This window comes from Stenotrophomonas sp. YJH_SMC_73 (assembly GCF_059370155.1).
The window spans coordinates 30,195-48,641 of record NZ_JCAFTJ010000012.1 but is presented as its reverse complement, the minus strand read 5'-3'; the positions used below and the strand labels follow the sequence as shown (position 1 = coordinate 48,641).

Genomic DNA, 18,447 nt, shown 5'->3' with positions numbered 1-18,447 from the left:
GGTACAGGCCGACGCTAGCAGGGGTTGCTTGAATGATGCCTGTCGGCGCCCGCTTGCGGTAGAGCCAGGTCATGCCTGGCTGCACGCTACAACCGTTCGAACCCGAACAGCCTTTCCAGCGCATGCCTGCGGCGCTCGATCCGGGCCCGCAGCAGCTGGGCGCCGATCATCGAATAAGTGATGCCGTTGCCGCCGTAGGCCATGGCGAAATGGACCCGCGGCCCCCACTGCGCGTGCGGGCCGAAGAAGGGCAGGCCGTCGGCGGTTTCGGCGAAGGTGCCGGCCCAGGAAAAGGCGGGTATCGGATCCAGTCGCGGGAACCAGTGCCGCAGCTGCTTCATCAGCTTGCCGGCCTTGCCATCAACGCGCCGGTCGCGCCGGGCGGGGATATCGATGGCGTCGTCCAGCCCACCCACCAGCAGGCGGCGGTCGCCGGTGGCGCGCAGGTACAGGTACGGGCGGGCGCTTTCCCACACCATCGTGTTGCGCAGCCTGCCGAGCACGTCCGCTTCGATGGGATCGGTGATGAAGGCATAGCTGCTGCGGTTGCGCGCAACCCGCTGTTCCAGCCACGTCTGGTTGACATAGCCCATCGCCAGGACCACGTGGCGGGCACGGACCGAGGCGCCGGCCTCGGTCATCGCGGTTACGCCCTGCGCGCCAGGCTTGAGCGTGTGTAGCACGGTGCGGTCGTGCACATGGCCGCCGCGGCGGCGCACTCGTTTGAGCAGGCCGTAGGTGAGACAGTAGGGATCGACCCGCGCCGCCTGGCGGGTCAGCAGGGCGCCGCCGGCATCCACGTCGAAACGCTCGCGAAGCGCTTCGCGGTCCAGCCAGCGGGCGTCCAGCCCAATGCCACGGCGCGCAGCACCTTCAGCCATCAGGCGCGGCACGTCGCGATGGCGGCTGGCCAGGTACAGGCTGTCCATCTGCCGGAAGTCCACGTCCTTCAGCCCGCGTGCCACTTCGCCCAGTGCCGGGATTGCCTCCGCGCAGGCCCGGTAGGCCAGTGCAGCGGCGTCCTGCCCGTAGCGTTCGGCCAGTTCGAGCAGATGGGTGTCGATCTCGTACTGCAGCAGCGCGGTGCTCGCGGCCGTGCTGCCCCAGCCGATATCGCGCTGCTCGATCACGGCCACGTCATGGCCATGGTGGGACAGCTCTTCGGCAATCAGCGCGCCGGTGATGCCGCCACCGACCACCAGCACATCGCAGCGCAGATCCTTCTCCAGCGGGGGGAACGCCTGGATCAGTCCGTTGCGTACGGCCCACCACGGGTAACCGCTTTTCAGGTCCATGCGTGCGTGGGGCTCAGGCTGTGGGTTTGCCGGTATGTGGCGTCTGGATCAGTTCGGACAGATCGAAGCCCTGCAGGCGGGCCGCCGCCAGATAATGGTCCTGCACGGTCGCGTCCAGGCGCGGCTCGCGCGCCAGCAGCCACAGGTACTTGCGATCCGGGCTGCCGACCAGCGACACGCTGTAGTCCGGGGCGATCTGGATCACCCAGTAGTCGCCCTTGGCGAACGGCAGCCAGCGCAGGCCCTTGGGCAGGAAGCTGACCTCCAGCCGCGCGCTGTCGTTGTCGACAGCGCAGGCCTCGCCGGTGGCCTCTTCGATCTCGCCGTCCATGCGGCAGCGGTTGGTGACGCCGACATTGCCGTTGTCGAGCAGGGTGTAGTGCGCCGATACGTCGGTGCAGCCTTCCGGCTCGTGGCGCATCGGCAGGCGTGCGATCTCGTACCAGGTGCCCAGGTAGCGCGGCAGCTTGAGGTCGGCGACGGTTTTCAGCGGCGGGTGCTCGGTCATCGGCGGTCGTGGCAGGGGTGGGCCTCCACGATGCCGATGGCCTTGCCATGGGCGGGTGAAGCCGGGGCGATGGCCGTGTCCAGAACGTTCCGTCGCCCCGGCGGAGCGCCCGTTGTCACCGGCCTGGGGGTATCCTGCCGCCAGCGCCGTGTTTTCCTGATCCAACCGAGGTGGAGGTGCCGATGTACCAGGTGATCCTGTTGAAGAGTGAATCTGCGTTCGCGCGCGAACAGTGGCCGCAGGTCGACGAACTGGTCGACTACGAAGGTGTGAGTTACAGCCTGCGCGCCGGCCCGCGCCAGCCGCTGCCGACCGACCACGACTGGCACCCGGTGGCGGTGTACGCGCCCGATGAGATCACCGAGGAAGAGTTCCAGGACTGGTATGCGCTGCAGCAGCCGACGGTGGAAGAGCTTCGCCTGAAGTACTGATGCGCGACGCTGGCGGGGCCGCCCATCCGGCCTTGACCGGCTCTGCCGTATAGTCGCGCGCAGGCGCGGTGGTCCGCGCGAACCGGTGTGGCTGCGTGTCTTCTTTCCTGCGATCGATCCGTGCACGGGGGCCCTGGTGGGTCCTGCTGCTGTGCACCGCCTTCCTGCTGTCCGCGCCGGTGCTGGCGCAGGATGAGGACCCCACGCCGAAGCAGCAGCTGGCGGATATCGATTCCAGCCTGAAGGATGTGGAGCGCAAGCGTGGCGATGCAGAAGCCACCGAGACGCTGGCGATGCTGTCCGAGAATGCCTCGCAGGCACGGCGCGATGCCGAGGCGCTGGAAAAGGCGCTGCAGCCGCAGCTGGACCGACTCAACGAACAGCTGGCGCAGCTGGGAACGCCGGCAGAAGGGGCCGCTGAGCCGCCGGAGCTGGCGGCGCAACGGCGCACCCTCACCAAACAGCGTGACGGCCTGGCCGCTTCGGTGGTGCAGGCCAAGGCCAGTGCCGTGCGTGCGCAGCAGCTGGCGGCGGACATCGAGCAGCAGCGAGCCGCGCAACGCACGGAAGAACTGGGCCAGAAGGTCGCCTCGCCGTTGTCGCCCGCGCTGTGGAGCAAGGTGGCCGAGCGTCTGCCGATCGATATCGCGCGGGTTGCGCCATTGGCCGGGCAGGGCCGCGATGCGCTGGTCGCCGGTATCCGCGCCCATGGCTGGGGCACGCCGTTGCTGGGCCTGCTGGCCGCGCTGGTGATGATGTTCCCACTGCGGCTGTGGCTGCGCAGGCTGGGGCGCCGTTTTGCTGCGTCCGAACGTGCGCCTGATGGTCGACTGCGCCGGTCCGGCCTGGCCATGTGGCTGCTGCTGGTGGGCACGCTGCTGCCCGGTTACGCTGTGGTGGTGCTGATGGCGGCGCTGGATGCCATCGATGCGATCGCGCCGCGCCTGCAGGTGGTGGCCGACGGCCTGGAGACCGCAACGTTCCGCGCGGCCTTCATCGCCGCACTCAGCGCCTGCCTGCTGGTGCCCAAGCGCCCGTCGTGGCGGCTGTTGAACCTGGACGACACCGCCGCGCTGAAGCTGCGCAAGTACGCCTGGGGCGCGGCGGCGCTGGCCTGGCTGAGCACGGTGCTGGTGGCCCTGGACCAGGCCACGCGCACCAGCGACGTCACCACGGTGGCGCTGGACGGACTGATTGCGCTGACTTACCTCGGCCTGATCATGGCCATGCTGGTGACCCTGGCGCGCCTGCATCGCCGGCAGACCGCCGAGGCCGAGGCCAAGCTGGAAGCGCAGGCCGATGGCGTGGGTGCAGCCACGCCGGTGCGCCGCAGCAGCTGGCTGGTACTGGCCCGGGTAGCGGGCAACATCGCAGTGGTGGCCGCCATCATTGCCACGTTGCTGGGCTACCTGAATTTCGCCAAGTTCGTGAACCAGCAATTGATCGGCGGCAGCATCGTGGTGTTGGCCGCGACGTTGCTGTTCAAGTTCGTCGATGACCTGAGCACGTGGATGCTCAACGCCGACAGCAAGGTCGGCCAGACCATCCTGCTCAGCACCGGCCTGAGCGTATCGCGGCTGGAACAGGCGGGCGTGCTGCTGTCGGCAGCGCTGCGTACCATCGTCGTACTGATCGCGCTGCTGGCGCTGGTGGCACCGTTCGGCAACATCGGCGCGGTGGTGGAGCGCTTCACTTCACTGTTCACGACCGGATTCGATATCGGTGGCACCAAGCTGGCACCGGCGGGGATCGTGTTGGCGGTACTGGCGCTGCTGGCCGGCCTGGCGATCACCCAGCTGGTGCAGCGCTGGCTGACCGACACCTACCTGCCCAAGACCGAGCTGGACCTGGGCGCGCGCAATTCAGTGAGTACCGTTGCCCGATACGTGGGCATCATCATCGCGGTGATCTGGGCGCTGTCGGCGATGGGGCTGCAGCTGAGCAAGCTGGCCCTGCTGGTCAGCGCACTGTCGGTGGGTATTGGCTTCGGCCTGCAGGTGATCACCCAGAACTTCGTCTCCGGCCTGATCCTGCTGGCCGAGCGCCCGGTGAAGATCGGCGACTGGGTGAAGCTGGGTGACCAGGAGGGCGACATCCGCCGCATCAGCCTGCGATCGACCGAGATCCAGGTGGGCGACAAGTCGACGCTGATCGTGCCCAACTCCGAGCTGGTCACCAAGACCGTGCGCAACATGACGATGGGCAACAACCAGGGCCGCATCCAGATCCAGTTCGCGGTGCCGCCCAGCACCGATGTCGGCAACCTGCGGCAGGCGCTGCTGGATGCGTACACCGCGCACACCAACGTGCTGAAGCAGCCGGCGCCGACGGTCTACATCGACAGCATTGCCGGTGGCCAGATCACCATCAACAGTTTCGCGTACGTGGCCAGCCCGCGGCAGGTGTATGCAACCCGCAGCGATCTGTACTTCAGCCTGCTGCAGATTCTGGCCGAGCGGAACATCCCGCTGTCGACCCCGACCGACATCCACATCATCCGCGACCAGCAGGAGTAGGGGTTGTTTTGCAGGGCTGCGCCCTGCACCCGCGGTAGTGCCGGCCGCTGGCCGGCAACTTCAACAGCAACAGCTGATTTCCTGCGGGATGGCGGGGTGGGTCCGGTTGCGGGAGACGCCGTAAACCCCCAGGCCGGCCCAGCCGCTGGCGGCTGTGCGTTCGGGCGCTTGCGAAGCAGTGCTTCGCAAGCAAAGCGCCCTCACCCATGGGGGCTTGGCCGCGGCATCCATGCCGCGGACACTCCTGCGACCGGACCCACCCCGGCTTCGACAGTTTCCCGCGATCTGTCGGAAATGCTCTTGGGGTCAGATCCGTTTTCCGGAGGAAAACGGATCTGACCCCATCTTGATTTTCGATATCTGACAGAGTGTGTCGACCAAGGTCGACACCGCCCCGCCAAACCACGGATTGCACGCTGTTGCCGTTGCTTCTGAGGTTGCCGGCCAGCGGCCGGCACTACCACGGGTGCAGGGCGCAGCCCTGCAAATAACCCTATCCCCGTGGTCGGCCGCGCGAGGGCACCAGTGCGAACGTATCCACCGCCAGCTTCTCGGCATGGTTCAACCACGCGCGGATCTCCAGATCATCCACTTCGTGGTCCAGCCCGAACGACACGTTGATCTTGCCGTCGGCATCGGGCTGCACCCACTGCTGGGCCAGCACCACCTTGCGCTGCGAGGACACCGCCTCGATCCAGAAACCGCGATCCGGGCGCGTGCTCGCCACCAGCTGCAGCATGTACTGGCCGGCACGGGTGCGGCGGCCCTTCTGGGTGATCATGTGCGCCTGGCGCACGCTCGGGCGCGGGCCCTGGAATGCGTCCAGCGGTGCATCGACCGCGATGCCGCCGCGCAGGTCATTGTCGCGGTACAGCTTGATGCCGTTGTCGCGGTTGACGAGCAGCGCACACCAGTCGCCGTCGGCCGAGCCGTCCTCGAATGCGGTGCAGCGATCAACATAGGCCAGCGTGTTGTCCGGATCCGCGTCATCGAACTGGCGCGAGGTGTTCTCCAGGTAGACCGACTTCAGCCCCCAGTCCTTGTCGTACTCCAGCAGCACCGGCGGCTGCACGTGCTGCAGGCCGACTACTACCTGGTCATCGCCATCGATCTTCAGTTCGCGGGTCGGTTCGCCCAGCCACAGTGAGCGGGCGAAGGCCAGGTACTGCGGGTAGTCGCGGCCACCATCGCGCCGGGCCGCCACGCTGGCGCTGGGTGCGCGTTGGCTGTCGATCAACGAGCGGCCAAAGCCCATCGTCTTCAGGTTCGGGTCCAGCAGGCTGAGCAGGGTGGCACCCGAATCCAGGGTGGTGCCGGCGTCGGCGCTGAGCTGCTGCGGGGCAATGCCATCGCCCAGGAACAGCAGCAGGTTCTCGCGCTTCTGCCGGGTCAGGATGTGGGTCAGATCGTTGGGCATCGCCAGGTGGTCGGAGGCGATCACGATCAGCGTGTCCTTGCCGTACGGGCTGGCCTGGATGCGCTGCACCAGCTGCGAGATCAGCCGGTCGCTGCACTTGAGCGCGTTGAGCATGTTGATGTTGCCGTACTGGCTCTGGTAGCGCTCGCCCTTGCACGATACCGGCAGGTGGCCCGCCGGGTGGTGGGTGTCCATGGTCAACGTGGTCAGCATGAACGGTGAACCGGCGCGCGAGAGCTGTTCGAAGCGCTGGTAGGCGGTATCCAGCAGCACGTCGTCGTGCACGCCCCAGGCCGAGTAGTGGATGCGGCCGATCTTCTTCTGCTGCTTGAACCAAGCGAGGTCATGCACTTCATCAAAGCCGTGGCTGGCCAGGAACTGGCCCTTGCCGGCGAACTGGCCGTTGGCACCCCCAAGATAGTGGTTGGTGTAGCCCTGCTGCTTCAGGTAGTCGCCCAGGCAGACCGCCTTGGGCAGGAAGCTGCCCATGCGGTCCATGCTGTTTTCATCGCCCTGCGAGGTGGTCAGCGGCACGCCGCACATCGACGACACCAGGCCGGCGATGGTCCAGCCGCTGCCTTCGGCCGAGGCCAGCCCACGCACGTCCAGCGACTCGGACGCCAGGCGGTTGAGGTTGGGCATCAGGCCGGGAAACACGGCCTCGTCCAGATAGGTGCGTTCCAGGCTTTCGCCGTAGATCCAGACGATGTTGCGCGGGCGCTGCAGCGGCTGCGTCGGCACCTGGTACTCAGGGGCGATGCGGGCGAAGTCGACCGGGCGCAGCTGCTGGTACAGGCGCTGGCCGTCGCGGGCCAGCGGGCTGATCATGATCGTGGCCACCCACACGGCCGCGAAACCGGCGAACAACGCGCCACCGTGGCCGGGCCGGCGCCAGCGCTTCACCCGTGTGGCGAACAGTGGCAGCAGCGAGACCAGCGCCAACACGATGAAGCCGGCGATGTAGCCCTTGAAGTCGGAGACACCGGCACCTTCCATGTCGGCGCCGAGGTGGTACAGGGTGGCGGCATTGAGCCCATCACCGGACAGCTTGTCGATCAGCCACCACGCGCTGAGCATGAGCAGCAGCAGCGAGAACGCGCCGGCCTTCCACCACACCCACTTGTCGGACGCGAGGAACAACCAGCACAACAGCAACAACGACAGCAGCAGTATCCAGAGCATAGGCAGCTTCGGCAGTGACGGGGTGGTGGTGATGGACGTCGTACCGACGCGTGTCCATCCGACCGGCGCTGCCGCAAGCACATGCATGTGACAGGCCGATGACCCGATAGTGCATGCACGAACCTGACTGAAATGTTTGTTGAAATGACGCGCGCGTAATCGCGCTCAGAAGGTAAAACGAGCGTGAAAGGGGCAGCTGGATTGCATTAAAAACTGCATGAATACGGGCGTTTTCGTCGATGCGCTAGCGATGCCCGCGTTCTTCGCGTGCCCGCGCACGACGGTCGAACAGCAATGCACTGGTTACGATGCCCAGGCCGAGCACCACGCCGATGAACAACAGGATCAGGGCGATGAGCGGGTAACCGAACAGGTGCCAGCCGGTGTCGATCCTCATCATCATCGCGGCGGCCATGATCAATGCGGCGCTGATGATGCCGGCCGCCACGCGGTTGGCGATCTTCTGCAGGTTCTCCATCAGCCGCGATTCTTCCAGGCCGGTGACCTTCATCTGCAGGCGGTTCTCGGCCAGCAGCGCCATGATGTCCGACAGCTTGCGCGGCCCATCACGCAGCAGCTGCTGCAGCTCCATCGCCTCGCTGGCGATGTTGGCTGCAGACAGCGATTTCTTCAGGCGCGCACGCATCACGTGCTGCAGCTGGCGCTCGACGATGCGGCGCGTGTCCAGCTCTGGCGCCAGCAGCCGGCACACGGTTTCCAGGTTGAGCAGGGCCTTGCCGAGCAGGCTCAGTTCCGGCGGCGTGCGCAGGCCGCAGGCGGTGGCGATGCGCACCATGTCCAGCACCACGCGGCCTTCGGAGAAGCTGCCACTGGCCGCATAGCGCGCGATCAGCTGACCGGTTTCGCGCAGGTAGCGCTCTTCATCGAAGGCCTCCAGCCGCGTGCTGATACTGATCAGGTCATCGGCCACTTCCTCGCCACGGCCGTCGACCGCCGCGAACAGGATCTTCAGCAGACGCTCGCGCAGGCGCGGCGGCATGTGCGCGACCATGCCCAGGTCGAAGATCGCCAGCCGGCCGTCGGGCATCACCCGCAGGTTGCCCGGGTGCGGGTCTGCATGGATCTCGCCATGCACGAAGATCTGGTCCAGGTAGCCGCGGATCAGCGCCGCCGCCAACGGGTCCATGTCCTGCTCGGTGCGGCGTACGCCGGAGATCGCATCCACGCGCACGCCGGTGGCAAGCTCCATCGTCAGCACGCGCTGGCTGCTGTAGTCCCAGATCGGCTGCGGCACCCACAACCGGCGGAACGGCCGCAGGTGCCGTCCGAAGCGCGCCAGGTTCTCGGCCTCGGCGTGGTAATCCAGCTCCTGCATCAGGGTCTTGGCGAACTCGTTGAGCCAGTCGCGCAGGCGCACGCGGCGTCCGACCTGGGTCAGGTGATCGGCGGCCAGCGCGAAGCTGCGCAGTGCCTCCAGGTCCGAGCGCAGCTGCGCGGCCACTTCAGGCTTCTGCACCTTCACCGCCACCTGGCGGCCATCGTGCAGCACCGCGCGATGTACCTGCGCGATCGAAGCACAGCCCAACGGCTCGGGATCGAACGAGGCAAACAGCTTGTTCACCCCTACGCCCAGTTCCTGCTCGATGATCGCGTGGATGCGCTCGACCGGGATCGGCGCCACCTTCTCCTGCATGCGCTCCAGCGCCGTGGCGAACTCCACCGGCACCATGTCCGGCCGCGTGGACAGCATCTGGCCCAGCTTGACGAAGGTCGGCCCCAACGCTTCCAGGTCGCTGACGAACTGTTCCGGATTGCCGTCGGCGGGCACGTCGGCCTGGTTGCTTGCCGCATCCAGGTTCATGCCCGAGAACACGCCCGAATGGCGGTAGCGCATCAGCAGGCGCAGGATCTGGCTGCGCCGGCTCATGCCTTTGACCAGCGGGGGATTGCCATTGGCGGCGGACGGATTGCTCAAGCGGGACTCCCATGCGACGAAGACAGGTAGCGCCGGCTGCGGGCCGGCAATGTCCGGATTCCGCAGTGTCGCCGGGGGGCGGTGGGCATGCGGTGAACCCGGTGTCTTCCGCAGTCCACACCGGATCGGTCAGAATCCGCCTATTCCCTTTCTTGGACGCCCCATGGCCGGTGCCAGCCTGTTCGCCCTGCTCGACGATATCGCCACCCTGCTCGACGATGTCTCGGTGCTGACCAAGGTCGCCGCGAAGAAGACCGCCGGCGTGCTCGGTGACGATCTGGCGCTGAACGCGCAGCAGGTCACCGGGGTCAACGCCAACCGCGAACTGCCGGTGGTGTGGGCGGTGGCCAAGGGCTCGCTGGTCAACAAGGTGATCCTGGTGCCGGCGGCCCTGGCGATCAGTGCGCTGGAAGCCTGGCTGCACAGCCGCGGCTGGAACGTGCCCCTGATCGTGCCGCTGATGATGATCGGTGGTGCCTTCCTGTGCTTCGAGGGCGTGGAGAAGCTGGCGCACCGCTTCCTGCATTCGGCCGACGACGATGCCGAGCGCCAGACCGAACGCCGCAAGGCGCTGGCCGACGCGCAGGTGGACATGGTCGCGTGGGAGAAGGACAAGGTGAAGGGTGCGATCCGCACCGACTTCATCCTTTCGGCCGAGATCATCGTACTGACCCTGGGCGTGGTCGCCACCGCATCGTTCACCAACCAGCTGGTCACGCTGGCCGTGGTTGCACTGGCGATGACGGTCTTCGTCTATGGGCTGGTGGCGGGCATCGTCAAGCTGGATGACGTGGGCCTGTACCTGTCGCGCAAGGGTGGGGCTGTTGCCGCCTTCGGTCGCGGCCTGGTCGCGTCGGCACCGTGGCTGATGAAGTTCCTTTCGGTGGCCGGCACCATTGCCATGTTCCTGGTCGGCGGCGGCATCCTGGTGCACAACGTGCCGGCGCTGCACCACGCAGTACAGGCGCTGGGCGGCGAGGGCCAGTGGGGCTGGCTGGTCAGCGCGGCGGGCAACATGGTGGTGGGCATCATCGCCGGCGCCATCGTGCTGGCGGCGGTGACCGGGTTCCAGAAGCTGCGCGGCAAGTAGTCGCCGGCAGGTTCCCCGGTAGAGGCCGACCTTGGTCGGCGCTTTGTTTCCCACGCGTGCCAACCAAGGTTGGCACCTACCAAAGCGGTTCAAGGTGGTCGGCATCGTCGCCGGCGGGTTCCCCGGTAGAGGCCGACCTTGGTCGGCGCTTTGTTTCCTGCGTGTGCCAACCAAGGTTGGCACCTACCAAAGCGGTTCAGGGTGGTCGGGATCATCGCCGGCGGGTCGCCGGGTAGAGGCCGACCTTGGTCGGCGCTTTGTTTCTGCGTGTGCCAACCAAGGTTGGCACCTACCAACGTAGTTTGCTGCGGGCCGGACGGTCAGCCTGCCTGCACGCGGTTCTTGCCCTGCCGCTTGGCGGCATACAGCGCGTCGTCCGCGCGCCGCAGCAGGGTTTCGGTGTCGTCGCCGGGTTGCCATTGCGCCAGCCCGGCACTGAAATGCACCGGTACGCGCCGGTCCTGCACGGTCAGCACGCGATGCGCCAGTGAACGCTGAAGGCGCTGCACCGTGGCCATGCTGTCGGCGCCCTGGGTTTCCGGCAGCACCAGTACGAACTCGTCGCCGCCCAGCCGCGCGATGCCATCGGTGGCGCGCAGCAGCAGCTTGCAGACGGCCACCAGGTGCTGCAGCAGTGCATCGCCACCGGCATGACCATGTGCATCGTTGGTCTGGTGGAAATCATCCAGATCGATCACCGCCACGCCCAGCGGCGAGTTGTTGCGTGCGGCACGGGCCAGCTCGCGTTGCAGCAGTTCGTCCAGGCCGCGGCGGTTCAGCGCCTGGGTCAGTGGATCGATGCGTGCCAGGTCACCGGCCGCGCGCAGTTCCTGCTCCAGCTCGGCGATGCGCTGCTCGGCACGCTCCACTTCCTGCCGTGCGTTGGCCAGGTGATCGCGCGCCTGCGCGGCCTGCTGCTGCACCTTGCCGGTGTCGCGCATCACGTCCTGCAGCAGCTGGTTGAGGTCGGCGATGCTGCGCGCCTCGCGCAGCTGCAGTGCGTAGCTGCCGATGCGATCGTGGTACTCGCCGGTGCTGGTGGCCATGCCATCCATTCGCTCGATGAACTCGCCCATCAGCCCGCGCATCGCCGCCTTCGAATCGTCGATGCCCTGGCGCAGCAGGCCCTGCTTGTAGATCACTTCGCGCAGTTCGGCGCGGGTGCGCTCGACCGCCTCAGCTTCCAACGGCCCGTCCAGCAGCTGGCGTACCGCGGCGATCTGGCCCTGCAGCCAGCTGCGGTCATCCAGCAGCTCGCTCACGTTCTCCAGCAGCAGCGCGAACAGCTCCAGCAGCAGTGCCTGCTGCTCCTGCCAGCTCTCGGCACGCACGCCGACCTGGTGGCCAAGTTCGCGCACGCCCTGCTCGATCGGTTCCAGCGCCGCGCCTGGCTGCCACTGGCGCAGGTGCATGGCCAGTGCCTGCGCCTGTTCGCGCAGGTCCGGGTCGTGCTGCAGCAGCGCCACCACCGCGCCGCCCAGCAGCAGCCGCAGCTGCTCGGACAGGCGCAGGCTTTCGGGTTGCCCATCCGGCGAATGCTGTTCGATGGTGCGGATGTACTTGTCGATCAACTGCCGCATCGCGCGCCCGTAGCGCGGCCAATCGGCGCTGGCCTGCGCCGACTGCAGGCGGTCGCCCATATCGCCCAGCTCGCCGGGCAGGGTGGCCATGCCGTTGGCGAACGCGGCCAGCAGCGGTTCCGGCGCGTCGGCGCCTGCGAACAGCTGCTGCAGCACCACGCCACCGCCGCCCTGCAGCACCACGCGGTCGCCCAGCCCATCGTCCACCACCGCGCGCACGCGTGCCGGCGGCCCAAGGGCGGTACCGGGGGCAGGGCGGTGGTCGGGCTGGTCCGTCATGGAGCGAATCCTGGGGGCTGGCAGGGACTGGTTCCAGCATATCGGCGCGGCCGCCGACGGCTTGAACGGCTAGGATGGGCGACAGGATGCCGCAGTGGAGGTGGTGATGCGCGTGATGTTGCTGGGGGCGACCGGCCTGGTCGGTGGGCTGACCCTGCCCCGGCTGCTGGACGACCCGCGCTGCAGCGCCGTGATCGCCCCGACCCGTCGCCCGTTGGGCGCAGCCCACGGGAAGCTGGAGAACCCGGTACTGGCCTTCGATGCGCTGCCCGCCGCCGCCGGGTGGGCGGGCGTGGACGCGGTCATCTGCGCGCTCGGCAGCACCATTGCCCAGGCTGGCAGCCGCGAGGCCTTCCATCGCATCGACCATGATTACCCGCTGGCGTTCGCCCGTCTGGCGCAGGCGAAGGGTGCGCAGACCTATGTGCTGAATTCCGCAGCCGGTGCCGATCCGCGGTCGTCGATCTTCTACAGCCGGGTGAAGGGTGAATTGGAGCGCGATCTGCGCGCGCTGGGCTTCACCTCGTTGACCCTGGTCCGCCCAGGGCTGATCGGTGGCGAGCGCAACGAGGTGCGGCGCGGTGAGCGTCTCGCGCTGAAGGTGCTGGGCGTGCTGGGGCCGGCACTGCCACGGGCGTGGCGGATCAACCCGGCCAGCGAGATCGCCAAGGCGCTGGTCGAGGCCGCGCTGGCCCCGCAACCGGGTGAGCACGTGGTGGCATCGAGCGCACTGGCCGGCTGATGTCGCGTGCGCTGCGCCTGACCCAGCTCCAACAGCTGCTGCGCCGCCATCGGCGGCCGGTGGCCGGCCAGGTGCTGGCCGACGCGCTGGGAGTCAGCCTGCGCACGCTGTACCGCGATATCGAAACCCTGCGCGAGCAGGGCGCCGACCTGCGCGGCGAGGCCGGCGTCGGCTACCAGCTGACGCCGAGCGATACCCTGCCGCCGATGACCCTGCCACCGGCCGAGATCGACGCACTGGTGCTGGGCCTGCGCTGGGTTGCGGCCCGTACCGAACCCGCGTTGGCCGAAGCCGCACGCGATGCCTTGGCGCGTATCGCCCATGTGTTGCCCGCAGCGCGGCGCGAGGCCCTGCGTGACAGTGGCCTGCGGGTGGGCCCTTCGCGTGCGGCGGCCAAGGTTCCCCCTGCTCGTCTGCAGGCCGTGCGAGAGGCTGTCGGTTCACAGCAGCGCCTGAAGTTCGGCTACGAGGACGCGCACGGCCAGCGCAGCGAGCGCATCGTCTGGCCGTTCGCGCTGGGCTACTTCGATGAGGTGCCGATGCTGGCGGCGTGGTGTGAGCGCCGCGAGGATTTTCGCCATTTCCGCCTGGATCGCATCCGCCAGGTGCGCGTGCTGGAGGAGCACTACCTCGTACCACGCGCCACGCTGCTGCGGCGCTGGCAGAAGGCGCAGGGCATCGCGCCGGACTGGCTGGACCGTTCGTAGCGTCGGGTCTGCTCGACTGTCATTGCGCTTCGCTTTCTGCTGCTGGTGCGATGGGTTGGCGGCTTTTGCTCTTTGCTCTTCGATCTTTGCTCCTGGTAGGGGTCGAGCTTGCTCGACCGCCTTTGATCTTCGCGAACAGCAGTCGAGCAAGCTCGACCTCTACCAGGGCAGTGGCAACGGCAGTCGAGCAAGCTCGGCCTCTACCAGAGCAGGAGCGACAGCAGTAGAGCACGCTCGCCGCTACTGACAGAATCTGTCAGCAGGGCCGTACCACCATGATCGCTCCCAACAACGGAGCTTCCCCATGTTCACGCCCAGCACCCTGCTGCAGTACGTGCGCGACGTCGCCACCAGCGCCACCTTCTACAGCGGCATCCTCGGCAAACCGCCGGTCGAGCAGTCGCCTGGCTTCGCCCTGTTCGTGCTCGGCGATGGCGCCGCACTCGGCCTGTGGCAACGCGATGACGTGCAACCGCCGGTGTCTGCGCAGGCAGGCGCCGCCGAACTGGCGATGGTGGTCGCAAACCCCGAGGCCGTGCAGCAGATGCACGATGCGTGGCGTGGGCTCGGCGTGCAGATCCTGCAGTCGCCGGTGACGCTGGAGTTCGGCCACACCTTCGTCGGTGCCGACCCTGATGGCCACCGGCTGCGTGTGTACAGCCGCGCCGAAGGCATGGTCGCGCGCGATTGATCGCCCGCATTGTGTAGATCCACGCCATGCGTGGATGCCGGAAAAAAAACGCCGGGCAATGCCCGGCGTTTTCTCCAAGTCATGTGCCAACCAACGGTTGGCACCCACCGGTCAGGTGGCCGATCAGCTGGCCAGTGCCAGGTCGTCCATCATCGCGCGCAGGAAGCGGGCGGCTTCACCACCCGTGGCTGCGCGGTGGTCGAAGGTGACCGACAGCGGGATCACCTTGTGCGCTTCCACGCCGCCCATCACCGGGGTCATCTGGTGGCGGGCACGGCCGGCACCGACGATGGCCACGCACGGCGGCACCACGACCGGGGTCGCGTAGCGGCCGGCGAACATGCCGAAGTTGGACAGCGAGATGGTGTAGCCACTCAGTTCCGACGCCGCGATCGAACGCGATTCCACCTGCTCGCGCAGGCGGTTGACGCCTTCGCGGATGCCGCGTGCGTCGAGCATGTCGGCGTTGCGCAGGGCCGGCACGAACAGGCCGTCGTCGGTGTCCACGGCGATGCCGATGTCCACCTGCGCGTGCAGGGTACGGGTCAGCGCTTCACCGTCGAACCAGGCGTTCATCGCCGGCACCTTCTGCGCGGCGACCACGATCGAACGCACCAGGCGCGCGGTGACGTCGTTGCCCGGCAGCCAGGCGTGGATGTCGGCGTCGTCGTTCAGCGTGGTCGGCACGACCTTGCTGTGCGCATCGGCCATCACGCGTGCCATGTTGCGGCGCACGCCCTTCAGCGGTTCCGGCTGGCCCTTGGCGACCACGCCCGGCGGCTGGGTACGCATCGGCTTGCCGGCGGCGGACAGCGGGGTGCGGGCTTCGCTCTGCACCGGGGCAGACACCTGCGCCGGGGCCGGCGCGGCATAGGCAGCAGCGGCAACCGGTGCCGGAGCAGCGCCGAGCTTGGCGCTGCCGTTGGCGGCAGCCTGCTTGACGTCGGCCATGGTGACCGCGCCATCGGTGCCGGTAGCGGCCACGCGGCTCAGGTCCACGCCCAGCTTGCGCGCCATCGCACGCACGGCCGGCACGGCCTTGACGCCACCGACGGCCAGCGCCTGTTCGGCATGCACGGCATTGGAGCTCTGCATCGCGCCGACCACGGTACCGGCGTCATCGCGCTCGGCCGCGGCGGGCTTGGCCTCCTCGGCGGCAACCGGAGCGGCCGCAGCCGGCAGCGGCGGCGGGGTCGGTGCGGCCGCCGGTGCAGCGTGGCCATGGCTGTGGCCGGTGTCCTGGCCATCGGCTCGCTGCGGCAGGTTCGGGTCCAGTTCGAAGCTGGCCAGCACCGAGCCGGTCGGGATGATGTCGCCGGCGCCGCCGGACAGCTTCAGCACCTTGCCGGAGAACGGCGAGGGCACTTCCACCACGGCCTTGGCGGTCTCCATCGACACCAGCGGCTCGTCCAGCTTGATCACATCGCCTTCCTTGACGAACCACTCGACGATGGTCGCGTCCGGCAGGCCTTCGCCCAGGTCGGGCAGGTTGAAGTTCTTGGTCTGGCTCATTTGCAGTTCTCTTCCAGCAGTTCCAGTTCGCGGGCCGGCAGCCAGCCCGTCGCGCCATTGGCGCGCTCGGACCACCACCACCCGCCGTGTTCGTGATGAAGCTTCACCATCTCGCCGCTTTCCACATCCAGCTCGCGGGCGTCGTAGTCGCACAGCGCTTCGGCGCGACCCTCGTCCAGCAGCTGCAACCAGGCGATGGGCGCCCATCCAGCGCGCCCATCGTTGGTGCGTACCCAGGCAAACGCCGGCCATTCCTCGTCACGGACACCTACTTCGACGATCTGGCCGGTGCGGAACCGGAGCGGGTTGGGATACTGGCTGCGGTAAGCCCCCAGAAGGCGGGCCCGCATGTCAGCCGGCCGCCACCGCGCGCTTGGCCGCAGCCACGATCCGCTCAACGCTCGGCAGGTACTTCATTTCCAGGCGGAACAGCGGAATGTGGGTGTCGTAGCCAGTGACGCGCTCGACCGGTGCCAGCAGGTCGTAGATCGATTCCTCGGCCAGGCGCGCGGCGATCTCGGCGCCGAAGCCCGCGGTCTTCGGGGCCTCCTGCACGATCACGCAGCGGCCGGTCTTGGCCACCGATTCGGCGATGGTGGCGAAGTCCAGCGGACGCAGCGTGGCCACGTCGATGACTTCGGCACTGATGCCTTCGCCGGCCAGCTTGTCCGCCGCTTCCAGCGCTTCCTTCACCTGCGCGCCCCAGGTCACCAGGGTCACGTCGGTGCCGTCGCGCAGCACGAAGCAGACGTCCAGCGGCAAGGCTTCGCCGTCGTTGACGACCACTTCCTTGTACTGGCGGTAGATGCGCTTGGGCTCCATGTAGATCACCGGATCCGGCTCGCGGATCGCGGCCAGCAGCAGGCCGTAGGCGCGCTGCGGCGACGACGGCAGCACCACGCGCAGGCCCGGCACGTTGGTGAAGATCGCCTCGTTGGCTTCGCTGTGGTGTTCCGGCGCGCGGATGCCACCGCCCCACGGCACGCGCAGCACCATCGGGCAGTGCAGGCGGCCACGCGTGCGGTAACGCAGGCGTGCGGCGTGGCAGACGATATGGTCGACCATCGGGTACATGAAGCCGTCGAACTGGGCTTCGGCCACCGGCTTCATGCCCTGTGCGGCCAGGCCGATGGTCAGGCCGGCGATGGTGGTTTCGTCCAGCGGGGTATCGAGGATGCGGTCCGAGCCGAAGCGCTGCTGCAGCCCGGCGGTGGCGCGGAACACGCCGCCGTTGACGCCCACGTCTTCGCCCAGCACCAGCACCGACGGGTCGTGTTCCAGCTCCCAGGCCAGCGCCTGGGTGATGGCTTCGATGAGGGTGATCGGGGTGGTGGTCATGCTGTCATCTCCGCGCGCGACAGCGGCGCTGTCGGCGGCGTTGGTGTGCGCGCCGGGCGCGCCGTTCTTGATCTCATCCATGGCGCTTCTCCAGGGCGATCGCCTGGGCACGCTGGGCCAGCAGGTCCGGCGGCGGATCGGCATACAGGAAGTCGAACATCGCCTCGACCGGCTGCACCGGCGTGTTGAGGTACAGGTTCACTTCCTCGTCCACGCGCTTGCCGCACTCGGCGACCCAGGCGCTTTCCTCATCCTCGCTCCACACACCGGCGTTGATCAGGTACTTGCGCAGGCGCAGCATCGGCTCGCGCTGCCAGGCATCCTTCACTTCAGCATCGTCGCGGTAGCGGCGCGCGTCATCGGCGGTGGTGTGGTCGGACAGGCGGTAAGTCATCAGTTCCAGCACGGTGCCACCGTCGCCGGCCAGCGCACGTTCGCGCGCCTGCTCCATGGCAGCCAGCACGGCGATCAGGTCGTTGCCGTCCACCTGCAGGCAGTGCAGGCCGCCAGCCAGGCCCTTCTGCGCCAGCGTTTCGGCACCGGTCTGGGCCGAACGCGGGACCGAGATGGCCCAGCCGTTGTTGACGATGCACAGGATCAGCGGGAGCTTGTAGGCGCCGGCCGAATTCAGTGCCGCGTAGAAGTCGGTCTTGGAGCTGCCGCCGTCGCCGCACACCGCCACGGCGATCTGCGGTTCCTTGTTGAGCTTGAACTTCAGCGCGGCGCCTGCGGCATGCAGGCACTGGGTGGAGATCGGCACGCAGAACGGGAAGTCCTTGGCCGCGTTGCCGCCGTAATCGTTGCCGCGTTCGTCGCCGCCCCAGTACATCAGCACGTCGTGCGGGCGCACGCCACGCATGAACATCGCGCCATACTCGCGGTACGAAGGCGCGAACACGTCGTCCTTCTGCATCGCCGCGCCGATACCCACGTGCGCGGCTTCGTGGCCCAGGCAGGCGGCATAGGTGCCCAGCTTGCCGGTGCGCTGCAGTGCGATGGATTTGCTGTCGAACGTACGTACGAACAGCATCTGCTTGAACAGCGGTACCAGGACCTTGGGGTCGCGCAGCGACGCGGGCAGGTCATCGCGGACGAGTTTGCCGTCCGTATCCAGGTACTGCAGGTATTCGATCTTGAATTCAGCGGCAACCGTCATTGCGTACTGCACCTTCGACAGAGAAGTTACAAATGATATGAATCGCCATGTTAAGGAACGCGTACGG

14 protein-coding genes and 1 pseudogene are annotated in these 18,447 nt (G+C 67.6%); 6 read left to right on the top strand and 9 right to left on the bottom strand.

Annotation, left to right across the window (positions count from 1 at the left end):
• Positions 1-86: 86 nt before the first annotated feature.
• Positions 87-1,295 carry an NAD(P)/FAD-dependent oxidoreductase gene (locus AC5P8R_RS17705; RefSeq protein WP_495223679.1) on the bottom strand — a complete coding sequence of 403 codons (1,209 nt, stop codon included), beginning with the start codon at positions 1,293-1,295 and terminating at the stop codon, positions 87-89.
• Positions 1,296-1,308: 13 nt separating this feature from the next.
• Complete coding sequence (locus AC5P8R_RS17700; protein ID WP_032958822.1) at positions 1,309-1,803, bottom strand: lipocalin family protein; 495 nt, start codon at positions 1,801-1,803, stop codon at positions 1,309-1,311.
• 182 nt (positions 1,804-1,985) lie between these two features.
• Between AC5P8R_RS17700 and AC5P8R_RS17695 the strand changes: the two genes are divergently transcribed.
• Positions 1,986-2,234: a hypothetical protein gene (locus AC5P8R_RS17695; RefSeq protein ID WP_014648700.1), complete on the top strand. Its 249-nt coding sequence runs from the start codon at positions 1,986-1,988 to the stop codon at positions 2,232-2,234.
• Positions 2,235-2,329: 95 nt separating this feature from the next.
• The gene (locus AC5P8R_RS17690; protein WP_495223678.1) at positions 2,330-4,750 is read left to right on the top strand and encodes a DUF3772 domain-containing protein; all 2,421 of its coding nucleotides are present in this window, start codon (positions 2,330-2,332) and stop codon (positions 4,748-4,750) included.
• A gap of 493 nt (positions 4,751-5,243) precedes the next feature.
• On the opposite strand, the gene AC5P8R_RS17685 is transcribed toward AC5P8R_RS17690, so the two are convergent.
• On the bottom strand, positions 5,244-7,349 hold the full coding sequence (locus AC5P8R_RS17685) for a phosphoglycerol transferase I (RefSeq protein ID WP_169411313.1): 2,106 nt from the start codon (positions 7,347-7,349) through the stop codon (positions 5,244-5,246).
• A gap of 244 nt (positions 7,350-7,593) precedes the next feature.
• Positions 7,594-9,243, bottom strand: a pseudogene (locus tag AC5P8R_RS17680) (ABC1 kinase family protein); the annotation flags it as partial.
• A 205-nt stretch (positions 9,244-9,448) separates the two neighbouring features.
• Here AC5P8R_RS17680 and AC5P8R_RS17675 point away from each other — a divergent pair.
• The gene (locus AC5P8R_RS17675; RefSeq protein WP_014648696.1) at positions 9,449-10,375 is read left to right on the top strand and encodes a DUF808 domain-containing protein; all 927 of its coding nucleotides are present in this window, start codon (positions 9,449-9,451) and stop codon (positions 10,373-10,375) included.
• A 320-nt stretch (positions 10,376-10,695) separates the two neighbouring features.
• Here the strand turns inward: AC5P8R_RS17675 and AC5P8R_RS17670 are convergent, their stop codons facing one another.
• Complete coding sequence (locus tag AC5P8R_RS17670; RefSeq protein ID WP_495223677.1) at positions 10,696-12,234, bottom strand: GGDEF domain-containing protein; 1,539 nt, start codon at positions 12,232-12,234, stop codon at positions 10,696-10,698.
• A gap of 106 nt (positions 12,235-12,340) precedes the next feature.
• On the opposite strand from AC5P8R_RS17670, the gene AC5P8R_RS17665 reads away from it, so the two are divergent.
• The 3 genes from AC5P8R_RS17665 (at position 12,341) to AC5P8R_RS17655 (ending at position 14,374) form a co-directional block, all read left to right on the top strand.
• Positions 12,341-12,976, top strand: a complete 636-nt coding sequence (locus tag AC5P8R_RS17665; protein WP_173390340.1) for a Rossmann-fold NAD(P)-binding domain-containing protein — start codon at positions 12,341-12,343, stop codon at positions 12,974-12,976.
• Positions 12,976-13,683, top strand: a complete 708-nt coding sequence (locus AC5P8R_RS17660; RefSeq protein WP_014648693.1) for a helix-turn-helix transcriptional regulator — start codon at positions 12,976-12,978, stop codon at positions 13,681-13,683. The genes AC5P8R_RS17665 and AC5P8R_RS17660 overlap by 1 nt, the downstream gene beginning before the upstream one ends.
• Before the next feature lie 304 nt (positions 13,684-13,987).
• A complete protein-coding gene (locus AC5P8R_RS17655) occupies positions 13,988-14,374 on the top strand; it encodes a VOC family protein (protein ID WP_495223676.1) in 387 nt (128 codons plus the stop codon).
• A gap of 123 nt (positions 14,375-14,497) precedes the next feature.
• Here the strand turns inward: AC5P8R_RS17655 and AC5P8R_RS17650 are convergent, their stop codons facing one another.
• Genes AC5P8R_RS17650 through pdhA form a run of 4 tightly spaced genes read right to left on the bottom strand, consistent with a single transcriptional unit; the run spans position 14,498 to position 18,380 of the window.
• The gene (locus tag AC5P8R_RS17650) at positions 14,498-15,886 is read right to left on the bottom strand and encodes a dihydrolipoamide acetyltransferase family protein (RefSeq protein WP_046432903.1); all 1,389 of its coding nucleotides are present in this window, start codon (positions 15,884-15,886) and stop codon (positions 14,498-14,500) included.
• Positions 15,883-16,236, bottom strand: coding sequence for an SH3 domain-containing protein (locus AC5P8R_RS17645; protein WP_012512332.1), 354 nt, complete (start codon positions 16,234-16,236; stop codon positions 15,883-15,885). Before AC5P8R_RS17645 ends, AC5P8R_RS17650 begins: the two co-directional genes overlap by 4 nt.
• Position 16,237: 1 nt before the next feature.
• The gene (locus tag AC5P8R_RS17640) at positions 16,238-17,305 is read right to left on the bottom strand and encodes an alpha-ketoacid dehydrogenase subunit beta (RefSeq protein WP_005419896.1); all 1,068 of its coding nucleotides are present in this window, start codon (positions 17,303-17,305) and stop codon (positions 16,238-16,240) included.
• On the bottom strand, positions 17,298-18,380 hold the full coding sequence (gene pdhA, locus AC5P8R_RS17635) for a pyruvate dehydrogenase (acetyl-transferring) E1 component subunit alpha (RefSeq protein WP_014648690.1): 1,083 nt from the start codon (positions 18,378-18,380) through the stop codon (positions 17,298-17,300). The genes AC5P8R_RS17640 and pdhA overlap by 8 nt, the downstream gene beginning before the upstream one ends.
• Positions 18,381-18,447: the final 67 nt, after the last annotated feature.